The 13,558-nt window shown below is 34.5% G+C and carries 10 protein-coding genes; 7 read left to right on the forward strand and 3 right to left on the reverse strand.

Annotation, left to right across the window (positions count from 1 at the left end; genetic code table 11):
* Positions 1 to 506 precede the first annotated feature (506 nt).
* Entirely contained in the window at positions 507 to 1,520 is a 1,014-nt protein-coding gene (locus tag WBQ70_RS04305) for an LLM class flavin-dependent oxidoreductase (protein WP_423911048.1), read from the reverse strand.
* 157 nt (positions 1,521 to 1,677) lie between these two features.
* Positions 1,678 to 2,493, reverse strand: a complete 816-nt coding sequence (locus WBQ70_RS04310) for a hypothetical protein (RefSeq protein WP_423911050.1) — start codon at positions 2,491 to 2,493, stop codon at positions 1,678 to 1,680.
* A 198-nt stretch (positions 2,494 to 2,691) separates the two neighbouring features.
* On the opposite strand from WBQ70_RS04310, the gene WBQ70_RS04315 reads away from it, so the two are divergent.
* On the forward strand, positions 2,692 to 4,500 hold the full coding sequence (locus tag WBQ70_RS04315; protein ID WP_423911053.1) for a hypothetical protein: 1,809 nt from the start codon (positions 2,692 to 2,694) through the stop codon (positions 4,498 to 4,500).
* Positions 4,501 to 4,719: 219 nt separating this feature from the next.
* On the opposite strand, the gene WBQ70_RS04320 is transcribed toward WBQ70_RS04315, so the two are convergent.
* A complete protein-coding gene (locus WBQ70_RS04320) occupies positions 4,720 to 5,400 on the reverse strand; it encodes a Crp/Fnr family transcriptional regulator (RefSeq protein ID WP_423911056.1) in 681 nt (226 codons plus the stop codon).
* A 109-nt stretch (positions 5,401 to 5,509) separates the two neighbouring features.
* On the opposite strand from WBQ70_RS04320, the gene WBQ70_RS04325 reads away from it, so the two are divergent.
* The 6 genes from WBQ70_RS04325 to ccoG all read left to right on the forward strand — a co-directional run bounded on the left by WBQ70_RS04325 (position 5,510) and on the right by ccoG (position 13,242).
* Entirely contained in the window at positions 5,510 to 7,900 is a 2,391-nt protein-coding gene (locus WBQ70_RS04325; RefSeq protein WP_423911059.1) for a heavy metal translocating P-type ATPase, read from the forward strand.
* A gap of 210 nt (positions 7,901 to 8,110) precedes the next feature.
* Complete coding sequence (gene ccoS / locus WBQ70_RS04330; protein ID WP_423911062.1) at positions 8,111 to 8,302, forward strand: cbb3-type cytochrome oxidase assembly protein CcoS; 192 nt, start codon at positions 8,111 to 8,113, stop codon at positions 8,300 to 8,302.
* A 47-nt stretch (positions 8,303 to 8,349) separates the two neighbouring features.
* Entirely contained in the window at positions 8,350 to 10,527 is a 2,178-nt protein-coding gene (gene ccoN / locus WBQ70_RS04335; protein WP_423911064.1) for a cytochrome-c oxidase, cbb3-type subunit I, read from the forward strand.
* A gap of 93 nt (positions 10,528 to 10,620) precedes the next feature.
* Positions 10,621 to 10,800, forward strand: coding sequence for a CcoQ/FixQ family Cbb3-type cytochrome c oxidase assembly chaperone (locus WBQ70_RS04340; protein WP_423911067.1), 180 nt, complete (start codon positions 10,621 to 10,623; stop codon positions 10,798 to 10,800).
* 16 nt (positions 10,801 to 10,816) lie between these two features.
* A complete protein-coding gene (locus WBQ70_RS04345) occupies positions 10,817 to 11,716 on the forward strand; it encodes a cbb3-type cytochrome c oxidase N-terminal domain-containing protein (protein WP_423911069.1) in 900 nt (299 codons plus the stop codon).
* Positions 11,717 to 11,823: 107 nt separating this feature from the next.
* Entirely contained in the window at positions 11,824 to 13,242 is a 1,419-nt protein-coding gene (gene ccoG, locus WBQ70_RS04350; protein WP_423911072.1) for a cytochrome c oxidase accessory protein CcoG, read from the forward strand.
* The last annotated feature ends 316 nt before the right edge of the window (positions 13,243 to 13,558 follow it).

Consider the following 13,558-nt stretch of genomic DNA (forward strand, 5'->3'; position numbering starts at 1 on the left):
TAAAGTCGTCATTGTGTGTTATTTTTTTGAAAGGCACAAATATAGGTAGAATTTTAGGATTTAGGACAGCCTAAAAACGTTTTTTATCAAGAAATTAGCCGTTTAATATGAAATAATTAATCTTCTTATTTAGGAGCTATTTCCTGCTATTTGTAACAACTTTTGTGGAGACAAAAGCAAAGTCTCCACAAGGATTTCCGCTACTATCAGGCTAGGGCATCTGTATTCCTATGAAAATTAAGTATTCCAAATGGGTAAATTATTCTTAAGATGTAATTTAGATCAGCTTGAAAATAGCACTAAAAGTAAATTTTCGTCCAAATCCCTATGATTTACGATGCTAAGTAAAACGACTTATAGACCAAAACAAGCCTATGATTCTATGTTTTTTTTTAAAACTAACTGTAAAGCAATTAGGTTTTAATTTTTGTAGCATGTCACATTGAGCCTGTCAAAATGCTTCTTTGTAGTGTATTCGATAAACTCAGACTAACCATCTGACTACTTTAACTTTGATTAATTTCCTGAATGATTTCAGCCAGTAACTGATAGGACTTTATTCGAGCCTCTTGGTTGTGGCAATTGGTTGTTACAATAAGTTCATCGACTTCCGTTTTAGTAATAAAATCGATAAGTTGGTTTTTTACCGTATTTTTTGAACCAATAAAGGTATATCGTGCCATTTGTTGTACTGTAGGATGTTCTAGTGTTTCTCTTAAATCAGGAGTCATTTCACAAGCCTCGTCTAGGTATTCTCTTTTAGCACCAGTCAATAAACCCACAATCATCTTGATAAAGGAAGTCGCCATTCGTTCTGCTTCTTCATCAGTTTCGGCAACAAAAACGTTAATTCCAGTCATTACATAAGGTGTCGACAGTACTTCTGATGGCATGAACTCATCACGGTATATTTTCAATGCAGGAAATAATTGAGCGGTAGCAAAATGACTAGCGAATGCATATGGCAATCCTTTTCTTGCGGCTAAGTGAGCACTCTCTGTACTAGAACCTAAAATGTATATTGGGACAGCAACACCTTCAGCCATGGTAGCTCTTACTTTGGCATGCTGATTATTTTCTGAAAAGTATGTTTGAATTTTTTCAATTTCATCTGGAAAAGAATGTGCGGCATCCATAAAATCAGATTTAATAGCACGCGCCGTTTCTTGATCCGTGCCAGGGGCTCTGCCTAATCCTAAGTCGATTCGGTTAGGGTAAAGCGTTCCCAAAGTTCCAAACTGTTCCGCTACAATTAATGGAGAATGATTAGGGAGCATAATACCACCTGAACCCACTTTAAGGGTTGTAGTTGCCTGCGCTACATGGCCTATTAAAAGATCTGTTGCACTACTTGCGATAGCAGGCATATTGTGATGTTCCGCTAACCAATATCTTGTATAACCAAATCCTTCTGCTTTTTGAGCCAAGGTAACAGTATTCTTTATCGTTTGATTGATAGAATTTCCTTTAGTGACAATAGCAAGATCTAAAATAGAATAGGCAATAGTTTTGGCACACATAATTTTGAGTTTAATGTATACAAAGATAAGGATGTTGTGCTTTCTGAATTTATAAGGGTATCCTAAAATAAAACTAAAGTTGGGGAACTGTTAGCTAAAAAAAACAGTAGCAACTTATAGTTACTACCGTTCTTGTATTTAGTATTCCTATTTCAAATTAATAAATAGTAAAGAAGATAATTTTTTTATCCTTATAGTTATCTTCTGAATCACTATAAAAACGAAATATTAGTCTTTCTTTTTCATATTGATATCCAATATTGCTCACTGGTGGAGTATTCAAACCTGATTTTGTTATTGATGAATTAAATTTATCAACAATAGCATCCATTGTGGTCGCAGCATTATTTATTTTCCAACCGTTTCCAATTTCGTAAGGATAATTAGTGTAAAAAGCCGTAATATTTTCGCTATTGGTATAGAAATAATTGGAACTTTTCATAGCAATTTGTGTAACCACTGTAGTGCTTTTGAATATATGTACATCCAAACCTTTTGACAAGTAAATCCAATATTCAGTTAAACCATCAGTTGAGTTTATTTTATAATCAGGCTCACCTATAAGGCTTACGACTTTATTTGATTTATCAACATCTACTTTAATACCTTCTACAGTGTTAAAGTCTTTTACCCCATGTTCTACAAAATTTAAAGTCACACTTTTAGTTTTGTTACTGCTGTTGTTTTTTAATTCAGCTGTTATCGTTGCTGTTGTTGCAACTGTACTTGAAATTTCAAAGACTGAAGTAGCAATTTTTGTAATTTTTATTTTGGTATTAGAGGAATATAAATTAGCTTCAGTATAACCTGTTCCCTCTAGGTTAATTGTAACGACATCTTCTATAAATTGATCCGTTGTACTAGTAGTTAAATCGTTGAATTCTACTTGTGGATCTTTCTTTTCGTCTGATGAACAAGAAACAGATAGTAGCACAAATAAGCATAATGGAATTAATAATTTTAATTGAATCATTTTTTAAGGTTAAGTTAAGATTTAAAAAAAGTAAATATAGTGGTTTAAGAAACATATTACAATACCCACTTTTAGTGATTTTAAAACTAGTTTCATAGGTAAAAATAATATTTATAATCTTGAATGATATTTATCATATTTTATGCTGCTTTGTTGGTTTAATTTTGGCAAAATTCTGTAAAAATTAAATACAAACCAATGAAGACAACAAATCCAATACATAGTTTCCATATTCCAGTTATGGGACTGGGATATACAATAGACAGTCCCATTAAAGTAGCACAATACGGAATCTCCTCAGTAGTTTCGATTGTAGATGATGATTTAATTGAAAAAATGAATCAGTTTTATAGTAAACAATTTCATGTTAAGTATAGAGAGATTACTCAAAAAATGCAGGATTATCGTGCGGAAAGAATCACCTCGTATTTGAATTTAGTGGATACTATTGTTAAGCAAAAATTTGCTACTTATAAAAATGAATTGGCTGAAAGTAAGTTGGCTTTGACTGATTATATAGCTATGTTGCCTAATTGTTCAACGATTAAATTAGGACTACAAAAAGTGATTAACGAAGGCAAAGAAACGATTTTGAATTATCTCGAAGAACATTTGACAGCAGGAAATATCGATGTTAATATTATGACGAAAGTCGACAAAGATAATTTTGATAAAGATGTTCAATTACCAACAGAATTTAATGATGCTCATGCTTCCCTTCGTGGGTTTGCTAACAGTACTTTAACGTCCTCAGTGGTGCTTTCAGCTGGAATGAATCCTAGATTGTACAGTTATTTTGAGAACTTCGATGTATTCTTTCCAGATGCTAACAACCAATTGCAAAAGAAAATTATCTTGAAAGTAAGTGATTTTCGTTCGGCGATGATTCAAGGGAATTTTTTAGCTAAAAAAGGACTTTGGGTTTCGGAATATCGCATTGAATCAGGATTGAATTGTGGCGGTCATGCATTTGCTACTGAAGGACTTTTGTTAGGACCTATTTTGGAAGAATTCAAAGCTAAGAAAGAACAATTGGTTAATTCCGCTCATCAGTTGATGGTGAAAGCTTTAATAGCCAAGGGAAAAGTAGTGCCACAAAATCCATTAGAATTGAAAATTACGGCTCAAGGTGGAGTAGGAACAGCACAAGAACACGAATTTTTACTTAATCAATACGAATTGGATTCGATTGGTTGGGGTTCACCGTTTTTATTGGTTCCAGAAGCTACTTCGACAGATGTGAATACTCGAAATTTATTAGCGAATGCAAAAGAAGATGATTTTTATCTAAGTTCTATTTCGCCTTTAGGGATTCCATTCAATGCCGTAAAAGGAACGACGAATGAATTCCTGAAACAAAAACGTATTGAAGCCAATGTGCCAGGTAGTTCATGTCCAAAGAAATTTCTAGCGTTAAGTAAAGAATATGGTGCCAAAGGAATGTGCTCCGCCTCTAAAAAATTCCAAGATTTAAAACTGGAAAGTCTAGAAGCAGAAAAAGAAACACTTTCGATAGAAAACTATGAAAAAAAGAGAAATACCATTACCGATAAATCGTGTCTTTGTGTAGGTTTAGCGAATGCTTCTTACCTTGAAAACGGTATAGCGATTAAAGGTCAGAATCAAGGTGTGGTGGTTTGTCCAGGTCCTAATTTGGCTTATTTTGAAAAAGAAGTTTCATTGGTGGATATGGTGCAACATATTTATGGAAATGCTTCTGTTTTAACTAGAACGGATCGTCCTAATCTATTTATAAACGAACTCAAAATGTATGTGGATTATTTGAGAAAAGAAATTTTAAATTTTTCAGATATAGTGGCTGAGGGACAATTAAAAAAATGGAAAACTTTTAAAAATAATTTATTGGAAGGTATAAAATACTACCAAGAGTTATTTAGCCATGCTAGTGTTTTATCTGAAAACAATTTGCAAACAAAACAATTGTTTTGCTTTTACGAAGGACTTATTCAAGAAATTGAAATTCCAGAATTAGCAAAAGCTTCTTAAGGATTAATAACAATAGAAAGTAAACCATTTTACCATTAAGGGATTAAGAAAATGAAGCAAAGGAATGCTTAATAAAACTTAATTTCTTAATGGTTTTATTTTTAGGAAATTTTGTTGATTACAAAAATGTCAGTCTGAGCCTGTCGAAGACGTTACAATAAGATACTTTCCACTCCCCGAAAATTCGGAACAATGTGACAATTAAAGCAAAATTCAAATTTATTCCGCTAATTTTTGCAATTCTTTATGGTCTTTTAGAACTATTTTTTTTCCGTCTAATTCAATTAATCCTAATTTTTTAAAATCAGATAACAAACGGATACAGCTTTCAGTAGCTGTTCCTATCATACCTCCAAGTTCCTCTCTCGAAAGTTGGATGTGTAAAGAGCCATCGCTGTTTTTTCCGAAGTTGGTTTCTAAATGCAATAAGGTTTCAGCAAGTCTCGATTTTACTGGTTTTTGAGCCATTGATACCGTATGATCATCGGCATCTTTCAAATCACCACAAATACTTTTCATGACATTCATCGAGAATTGATTGTTCTTGTCAAAGAAACCTAATATCTCTGCTTTTGGTATGAAACATACTTGCATGTCTTCAAGAGCAACAGCACTCAAATTAGCAGGTTCATCACTAATCATGGAGCGCTGACCAAGCAATTCGCCGGGTTTCATTAATTTAACAATTTGGTCTTTGCCATTAGCACTTAGTTTGGATAATTTACAAACACCGTCTTTGATACAATAAATACCATTAACTGTTTCACCTTCTTCAAATAAATGCTCCCCTTTTTTTATTGTATAAGAAGTTTTACAATTAGCAATCTGTAATAATTCATCTTTGTTCAGCGCTTTAAGGGAACTGAATTCTCTAACGATACATTGTTCACATTTGCCCATTTCGTATTGCTTAATTTATTGAATTACCAAAATTAATCTTTTATATGACATTTATCATAGTTTGTGCTACAATCATTCTGGAAATTTGCCACAGGTAAATGAGTAAATTATGGATACAACTAATTGTTTCCATTGTGGATTAGACATAATTAAAGTAGAAGAAATTGTTTTTGATGATAAAAAATTTTGTTGCAACGGTTGTAAAACTGTGTACGAAATTTTTTCTGTCAATGATTTGAGCTGTTATTATGATTTTGAACAATCCCCTGGAGCAACCCCATTAGATATAAAGGGTAAATATGACTTTTTAGACAATGAGCTAATCGTTAGCAAACTATTAGAATTTCAAGAAGAAACTAGCGCTGTAGTTTCGTTGAATATTCCGCATATTCATTGCAGTTCCTGTATATGGATTCTTGAGAACTTGCAAAAATTGCAAAACGGAATCGTAAGTTCACAAGTTAATTTTCCTCAAAAAACGGTTAGAATTACCTATCGTTCTAACGCGGTTTCGCTGAAAGAGATTGTGTACTTATTGAGTTCCATAGGATATGAACCGTATATCAGTCTGGAAAATTATGAAACAGGAAACCATAAAGTAGATCGTAGTTTGACCTATAAATTAGGATTGGCTTTCTTTTGTTTTGGAAACATCATGTTGTTGTCGTTTCCAGAATATTTTGAAGTAGGTGAATTTTGGTTAGATACTTATAAACCATTTTTTAGAGGATTAATTTTTGCTTTATCACTTCCCGCTTTTTTTTATTCAGCTAGTGGGTATTATGTTTCTGCTTACAAAAGCATCAAGTCGGGCATGCTAAATATTGACATTCCTATTGCACTTGGAATTATCGTAATGTTTTTACGTAGCGTTGTAGATATTGCATTTGATTATGGATCTGGATTCTTTGACAGTTTGACGGGATTGATTTTCTTTATGTTGTTAGGAAAAATGTTCCAAACCAAAACTTATAGCTTTCTTAGTTTTGAACGTGATTTTAAATCCTATTTCCCAATTGCGGTAACCAAAATAAATTTGGATTCATCCGAAGAAAACATTCCCGTTTATGAAGTTGAAAAAGGCAATCGCTTGCTTATTCGAAACCAAGAATTACTTCCCGTTGACGGAATCCTAATCAGTGAAACTGCCGCCATCGATTATAGTTTTGTAACTGGTGAGGCCGAACCGATTATCAAAAAATCAGGAGATAAAATCTATGCAGGAGGGAAGCAGGTAGGCAAAAGCATCGAAATGGAAGTGTTACAATCTGTTTCTCAGAGTTACCTCACGCAGTTGTGGAGCAACGAGGTTTTTCAAAAATCAGTGCATCAAAAACACAAAAGCATTACCGATAGCATCAGTCGTTATTTTACGCCTATTTTATTATTGATCGCTGTTTTAGGTTTTGGCTACTGGATTTTTATTGATGTTAATATTGCTTTTAATGTTTTTACAGCGGTATTAATTGTGGCTTGCCCATGTGCGTTGGCTTTGACAGCGCCGTTTACGATGGGAAACCTACTTCGTATTTTAGGAAAGAAAAAAATATACCTCAAGAATGCTTTGGTTATAGAGCAATTAGCCGCCGTGAATACCGTTGTTTTTGATAAAACAGGAACAATCACGACTAATAAAAAGGCATCCATCAGTTACCAAGGAAAATGGTTAAATGAGGAACAACAGATTTTGGTTAAAAACAGTCTTCGTGCTTCTAACCATCCGTTGAGTCGCATGCTATATGACTTTCTACCTGAAGTCAAAACCGTAAAATTAGACGATTTTGAGGAAATCACAGGCAAAGGAATTCAAGTCAGTTATCAAGGGATTGATATAAAATTAGGTTCGGCTTCTTTTTGCAAAACTATTGCAAAGAGTATTCAAACCGATATAAAAAATACTGCCGTACACATCACCATTGGAACCGAATATTACGGTGCTTATATTTTTGAAAATCAATATAGAAATGGATTGGAACAATTGTTTAAAACGTTGAGTTCTACCTACGAATTGAAGGTTTTATCAGGAGATAACGAAGGCGAACGTGCGACATTAGAACGGATCTTACCTGTTGGAACGCAATTGATTTTCGATCAAAAACCAGAACAGAAACTTGAATTTATCAAAAAATTACAGGACGAAGGCAAAAACGTAATGATGGTTGGTGACGGACTCAATGACGCTGGAGCATTGGCACAAAGCAACGTGGGGATTTCTATATCAGAAAATGTGAATGTGTTTTCGCCAGCCTGCGACGGAATTTTAGAAGCCAGTCAGTTTGACCAATTACATTATTTTTTAAAGCTTTCGAAAAAAGGAATGACTACCATAAAAATGAGCTTCATCCTTTCGCTACTCTATAATGTTGTCGGATTGTCCTTTGCTATTACAGGCCATTTATTACCGTTAGTTGCCGCTATCATTATGCCTTTGAGTACGATAACCATAGTGAGTTTTGTGACGGTTATGAGTAATTATTATGCTAGGAAGTTGAGTGGTTAGAAGTTAGTAGTTAAGCGTAAAAAGTTAAGAGTTACTCGTCTTTATCACACTAAACAATTCGGAAATATATCCTTATATATTAGCTCTTACCCATAACAACTAACTCCTAAGAAATAACCTCTCTTCCCCTAACATTTTTCCAAAGTATGATAAATATCATAGTATGCCCACAACGCTAAAGTTAATTTTGTTTCATAAAATTTTTAAGGTATGAGTGTCATTTATTTATTAATCTCCATCAGTATAGTGGTTGCTGTTGCTTTTTTTATTGCCTTCATAATGGCAGTCAAAACAGGACAATACGACGACGATTATACGCCCTCTGTACGGATGCTTTTTGACGACGAATTGGCTAAAACCAAGGAAAAATCGAAATCAAAAAAAGCAACAAACAATAATTAAGAGTCGGTTTTATAACCCCGATTTAAAACAATTAAACAAATTTATTTATGGAAATGCAACAGTTTTATTACGATAACAAAATTGTTAAAAAATTCATCTACGCCACCATCGTTTTTGGGGTAGTAGGTATGGCCGTTGGACTCTTATTAGCGACACTATTTTTATTCCCCAATATGACAGATGGGATTTCGTGGTTGAGTTTTGGTCGTTTACGTCCCTTGCATACTAATGCGGTAATCTTTGCTTTCGTAGGGAATGCGATGTTTGCAGGTATTTATTATTCGTTACAGCGTTTACTCAAAGCCAGAATGTTTAGCGATTTTTTAAGCAACCTTAATTTCTGGGGTTGGCAATTCATTATTGTAGTGGCAGCCATTACACTTCCTTTAGGATATTCAACATCAAAGGAATATGCGGAACTAGAATGGCCTATTGATATTGCCATCGCTTTAATTTGGGTAGTTTTTGGTATCAATATGATTGGAACCATTTTAAAACGTAGAGAGCGACATTTGTATGTAGCAATTTGGTTTTACTTGGCTACGTTTGTAACTGTTGCTGTATTGCATATTTTTAATAGTTTGGCATTGCCAGTTTCGGCTATGAAAAGTTATTCTGTTTACGCAGGAGTGCAGGATGCCTTGGTACAATGGTGGTACGGTCATAATGCAGTAGCATTTTTCTTAACAACACCGTTTTTAGGTTTGATGTATTATTTTATACCAAAAGCGGCTAATCGTCCCGTGTATTCGTATCGTTTATCAATTGTTCACTTTTGGTCATTGATCTTTTTATACATCTGGGCAGGACCTCACCATTTATTATACTCCGCTTTGCCTAACTGGGCTCAGAATTTAGGAGTTGTTTTCTCTATAATGTTGCTTGCACCATCTTGGGGTGGTATGATTAACGGACTTTTGACTTTGCGTGGTGCTTGGGATAAAGTGCGTACGGAGCCTGTTTTGAAATTCTTTGTGGTTGCTATTACAGGTTACGGAATGGTGACTTTTGAAGGCCCTATGTTGTCATTAAAAAATGTAAATGCAATAGCGCACTTTACTGATTGGATTATTGCTCACGTACACGTAGGCGCTTTGGCTTGGAATGGATTTATGGCTTTTGGAATCATTTATTGGTTAGTGCCTCGCATGTCTAAAGGACCTTTGTACTCTTTGAAATTAGCCAATGTTCATTTTTGGATTGGAACATTAGGAATCATTTTATACACGCTTCCTATGTATGTTGCAGGGTTTTTACAAGCCTCTATGTGGAAACAATTCAACCCTGACGGAACGTTGACTTATGGTAACTTTCTAGAAACCGTAACTCAAATTATACCAATGTACTGGATGCGAGCTATTGGTGGTACATTATATATCATCGGAATGTTTGTATTGGTTTATAATATTTATAAAACTGTCCGTGCTAATGATACTATCCAAGACGAATTAGCGGAAGCACCAGAGCTAGAACGTATAAACAAAGGTCGTTTGAAAGGAGAAAAATTTCACTCTTGGTTAGAAAGAAAACCAGTACAATTAACCATTCTAGCAACAGTTGCTATTTTGATTGGTGGAATTATTCAGATTGTTCCAACGATTATGGTAAAATCCAATATACCAACGATTTCAAGTGTAAAACCTTATTCTCCATTGGAGTTGGAAGGACGTGATTTATACATCCGTGAAGGTTGTGTGGGGTGTCACTCTCAAATGGTAAGACCTTTCCGTTCTGAAGTCGAACGCTATGGCCCACAATCTAAAGCGGGAGAATTTGTATACGATCATCCATTTTTATGGGGGTCAAAACGTACCGGTCCTGATTTGTTAAGAGTGGGAGGTAAGTACAACGACAACTGGCACTTTAACCATATGTGGAATCCACAAAGTACGTCTTCAGGTTCTATTATGCCAGGCTACAAATGGCTGTTTGACAACAAAGCTTTAGATATTACGGATATCGAAGGAAAAATGAAAGTGATGCAAAAATTAGGCGTTCCTTATACAGATGCTGAGGTGGCAAATGCTCAAAAAACAATCAAAGCACAATCCCTTCAAATTGAAAAGAACTTAAAAGCTGACCCTGATTTTGTAAAAAGTTATGAGGATAGTAGAAAACATGCCACTGCTAAAGGAGAAACCTTTGTCCCAATGCAAGACCGTGAAATCGTTGCTTTAATAGCATACATCCAAAGATTGGGAACGGATATAAAAGTGAAAAATTAAAAATAAGATTCTAAGACGTTAAGATTCTTAGACCCCTAAAGAAAACTTAGAATCTTAGCGCCTAAGGACCTTAGAACCTAAAAAAATAAAAAAATGTTCGAACAAATAAAACACAATATGGAAACGATAGCAGGAGTATCCATTTACCCCATCCTATCGTTATTGATTTTCTTTTTCTTCTTTGTAGGATTGGCAATTTGGGTTGTATCGTATAAAAAAGAAAAAATTGAGGAGTTAAGTCAAATTCCATTGGACGATAAAATAAAAGTATAATTTCAAAATAGTTAGAATGAAAAAAATAATTCCATCATACGTAAGAGTACCCGTAATTTTCTTTCTCGTTTTTGGTGCAATGGAATACTTAATTGACTCGGGAGATCGCCCCGCTTTTTTAAAATTCCCTATGGTATCGGTTTTTTTATTGGTATTTATGTTCCTTTTGATTGCTATAGAAATCACGTTAAGTGCCGTAGACAATATCACGTACAACCTGCTTTCTGAAGAAGAAAAACAAAAAATAGCAACCGAACATAAGCTGAGCTACAAAGAGAAAGCTTGGTTTAAAAAGTTGATGCAAAAGTTGACTCGTACCCAAGCAATGGAAAACGAGAACGAAATCATCTTACATCATGATTATGATGGTATCAAGGAGTTAGATAACAATTTGCCACCATGGTGGGTGTATTTGTTTTACGCTTGTATCCTTTTCTCTGTGGTGTATTTGGTACGATTTGAAATCATGGGTGCTGATAACCAAGAAATGGAACTCCAAAAAGAATTGGCTCAAGCCAAAATGGATGTGGAAGAATACATGAAAACTGCTCCAGATTTGATGGACGAAAAAACAGTAACTCTATTAACTGATCCAGCCGAATTAGAAATTGGAAAAACCATTTTCACAAATAACTGCGCTGCTTGTCACCGTGCAGATGCAGGAGGGCAAATTGGTCCTAACTTAACTGATGATCATTGGATCTTAGGAGGTGGTGTCAAAAACTTGTTTCACACGATTACAAATGGTGGTCGTGACGGAAAAGGGATGATTGCCTGGAAAGGAACGCTAAAACCAAAAGAAATCCAAAAAGTAGCGAGTTATATTCTTTCTCTTAAAGGCAGTAATCCTGCTGCTGCCAAAGCACCTGAAGGAGAAGTGTGGGTTGAAGAAGCCGCTGCTCCAGAGGTGAAATAACAATTATTGCCACAGATTTTACGGATTAAAAGGATTAGAAAAATCTTTAAAATCCTTTTAATCTGTGGCAATAAAAAGATAATCTACGGTAATAAACACCAAACAAAATGTCAAAAGTACCAAACGAAGCTTTTAGAGATACGATCGGAACCATTGATACCGAAGGAAAAAGAAAGTTTATCTTTCCTAAAAAACCTTCGGGCAAATTCTATGATTACCGCAAATGGGTAAGTTATTTTTTGTTGTTGATTTTGGTAGCCAATCCATTTGTGAAAATCAATGGCAATCAGTTTATGTTGTTCAATATTTTAGAACGTCGTTTCAATATTTTTGGATTTCCATTTTGGCCACAAGATTTTTACATTTTTGTACTCTTTATGATCGTGGGTGTAGTCTTTGTGATTTTGTTTACGGTTATTTTTGGACGCATTTTTTGTGGTTGGATTTGTCCTCAAACTATTTTCCTCGAAATGGTTTTCAGACGTATCGAGTATTGGATTGAAGGGGATAGAGGTGCACAAATACGATTGCAAAAACAAGAATGGAATGCGGATAAAATGAGAAAGAAAGGACTGAAATGGACGCTCTTTCTAATAATTTCGTTTTTGATTGCCAATGTGTTTTTAGCCTATTTGATAGGAAGTGACGAATTGTTCCAAATGATTGAAGACGGGCCGTTGAATCATATCAAGACGCTAATTTCGTTATCCATTTTTACAGGTGTTTTCTATTTTATTTTTGTTTGGTTTAGAGAGCAAGTGTGTATTATTGCTTGTCCTTACGGTCGTTTACAAGGCGTTTTGTTAGACAATAAATCAATAAATGTAGCGTATGATTTTGTTCGTGGCGAAAAAGAAACAGGTAGAGCCACATTCAACAAAAAAGAAAATCGTGAAGAAACAGGCAAAGGCGATTGTATTGATTGTAAACAATGTGTGAACGTTTGCCCCACAGGAATCGACATTCGTAATGGCACACAACTAGAATGTGTCAACTGTACCGCCTGTATTGATGAGTGTGATACCATTATGGAAAGTGTAGGTTTACCCAAAGGTTTGATTCGCTATGCCTCAGAAGATGAAATAGAGAAAAAAGCACCTTTCAAGTTTACGGCTCGTATGAAAGGCTATACGGCAATATTAGCAATCTTAATAGGTGTTTTGACAGGGTTATTGTTCTTGCGTAATGATGTCGAAGCAACCATTTTACGTTTACCAGGACAATTATTTCAACATAAAGGCGAGAATATCAGTAACGTATATACCTTTAAAATTATCAATAAAACCAACAATAATTTCGAAGACATTCACTTTGAATTAAAAGGAATTAAAGGAAAATTAGACATTGTAGGAAAATCAAAATTCAAAGTCCCTAAACAAGGTATGAGTAGTGGGACTCTTTTTATAGAGATTAATCAATACTTATTAGAAAGCGATAAGACCAAATTGTTAATTGAAGTATATGAAGGAGATAAAAAAGTAGAAACCACCACAACGACTTTCCTAAGTCCAAGGAGTTTCGATTGATTTCTGACTTACAATGAAGTTGAAGGTTTTACACTTTAGTGCATCTCACTTCAACGTATAAAAAAAAAAGAGCCACAGATTAAAAAGATTAGCACAGATTAATCCTTATAATTTTTTTAATCTATGGCTAATTAAAATTTTAATCTTGCAAACTTTTAATTTGTAATGGTTTGTTAATCATTTTAGTACAAAAAAAACATGGAAAATAATCCAACTAATATTCCAAGAAAACCCCTAATTAATTGGGGAACTGGTATCGTTATAGCCATCGCTTTGTTTATGAGTTTCATCTTGTATTTTGTCATCAAAGTACAAT

Origin of the sequence: Flavobacterium sp. (genome assembly GCF_049590715.1) — a bacterium.
Taxonomy (GTDB): Bacteria; Bacteroidota; Bacteroidia; order Flavobacteriales; family Flavobacteriaceae; genus Flavobacterium.

Bases quoted from the DNA above. Each gene is read 5' to 3' on its own strand.
- WBQ70_RS04305 (WP_423911048.1), bottom strand. From the start codon at position 1,520: ATGTGTGCCAAAACTATTGCCTATTCTATTTTAGATCTTGCTATTGTC.
- WBQ70_RS04310 (WP_423911050.1), bottom strand. From the start codon at position 2,493: ATGATTCAATTAAAATTATTAATTCCATTATGCTTATTTGTGCTACTA.
- WBQ70_RS04315 (WP_423911053.1), top strand. From the start codon at position 2,692: ATGAAGACAACAAATCCAATACATAGTTTCCATATTCCAGTTATGGGA.
- WBQ70_RS04320 (WP_423911056.1), bottom strand. From the start codon at position 5,400: ATGGGCAAATGTGAACAATGTATCGTTAGAGAATTCAGTTCCCTTAAA.
- WBQ70_RS04325 (WP_423911059.1), top strand. From the start codon at position 5,510: ATGGATACAACTAATTGTTTCCATTGTGGATTAGACATAATTAAAGTA.
- ccoS (WP_423911062.1), top strand. From the start codon at position 8,111: ATGAGTGTCATTTATTTATTAATCTCCATCAGTATAGTGGTTGCTGTT.
- ccoN (WP_423911064.1), top strand. From the start codon at position 8,350: ATGGAAATGCAACAGTTTTATTACGATAACAAAATTGTTAAAAAATTC.
- WBQ70_RS04340 (WP_423911067.1), top strand. From the start codon at position 10,621: ATGTTCGAACAAATAAAACACAATATGGAAACGATAGCAGGAGTATCC.
- WBQ70_RS04345 (WP_423911069.1), top strand. From the start codon at position 10,817: ATGAAAAAAATAATTCCATCATACGTAAGAGTACCCGTAATTTTCTTT.
- ccoG (WP_423911072.1), top strand. From the start codon at position 11,824: ATGTCAAAAGTACCAAACGAAGCTTTTAGAGATACGATCGGAACCATT.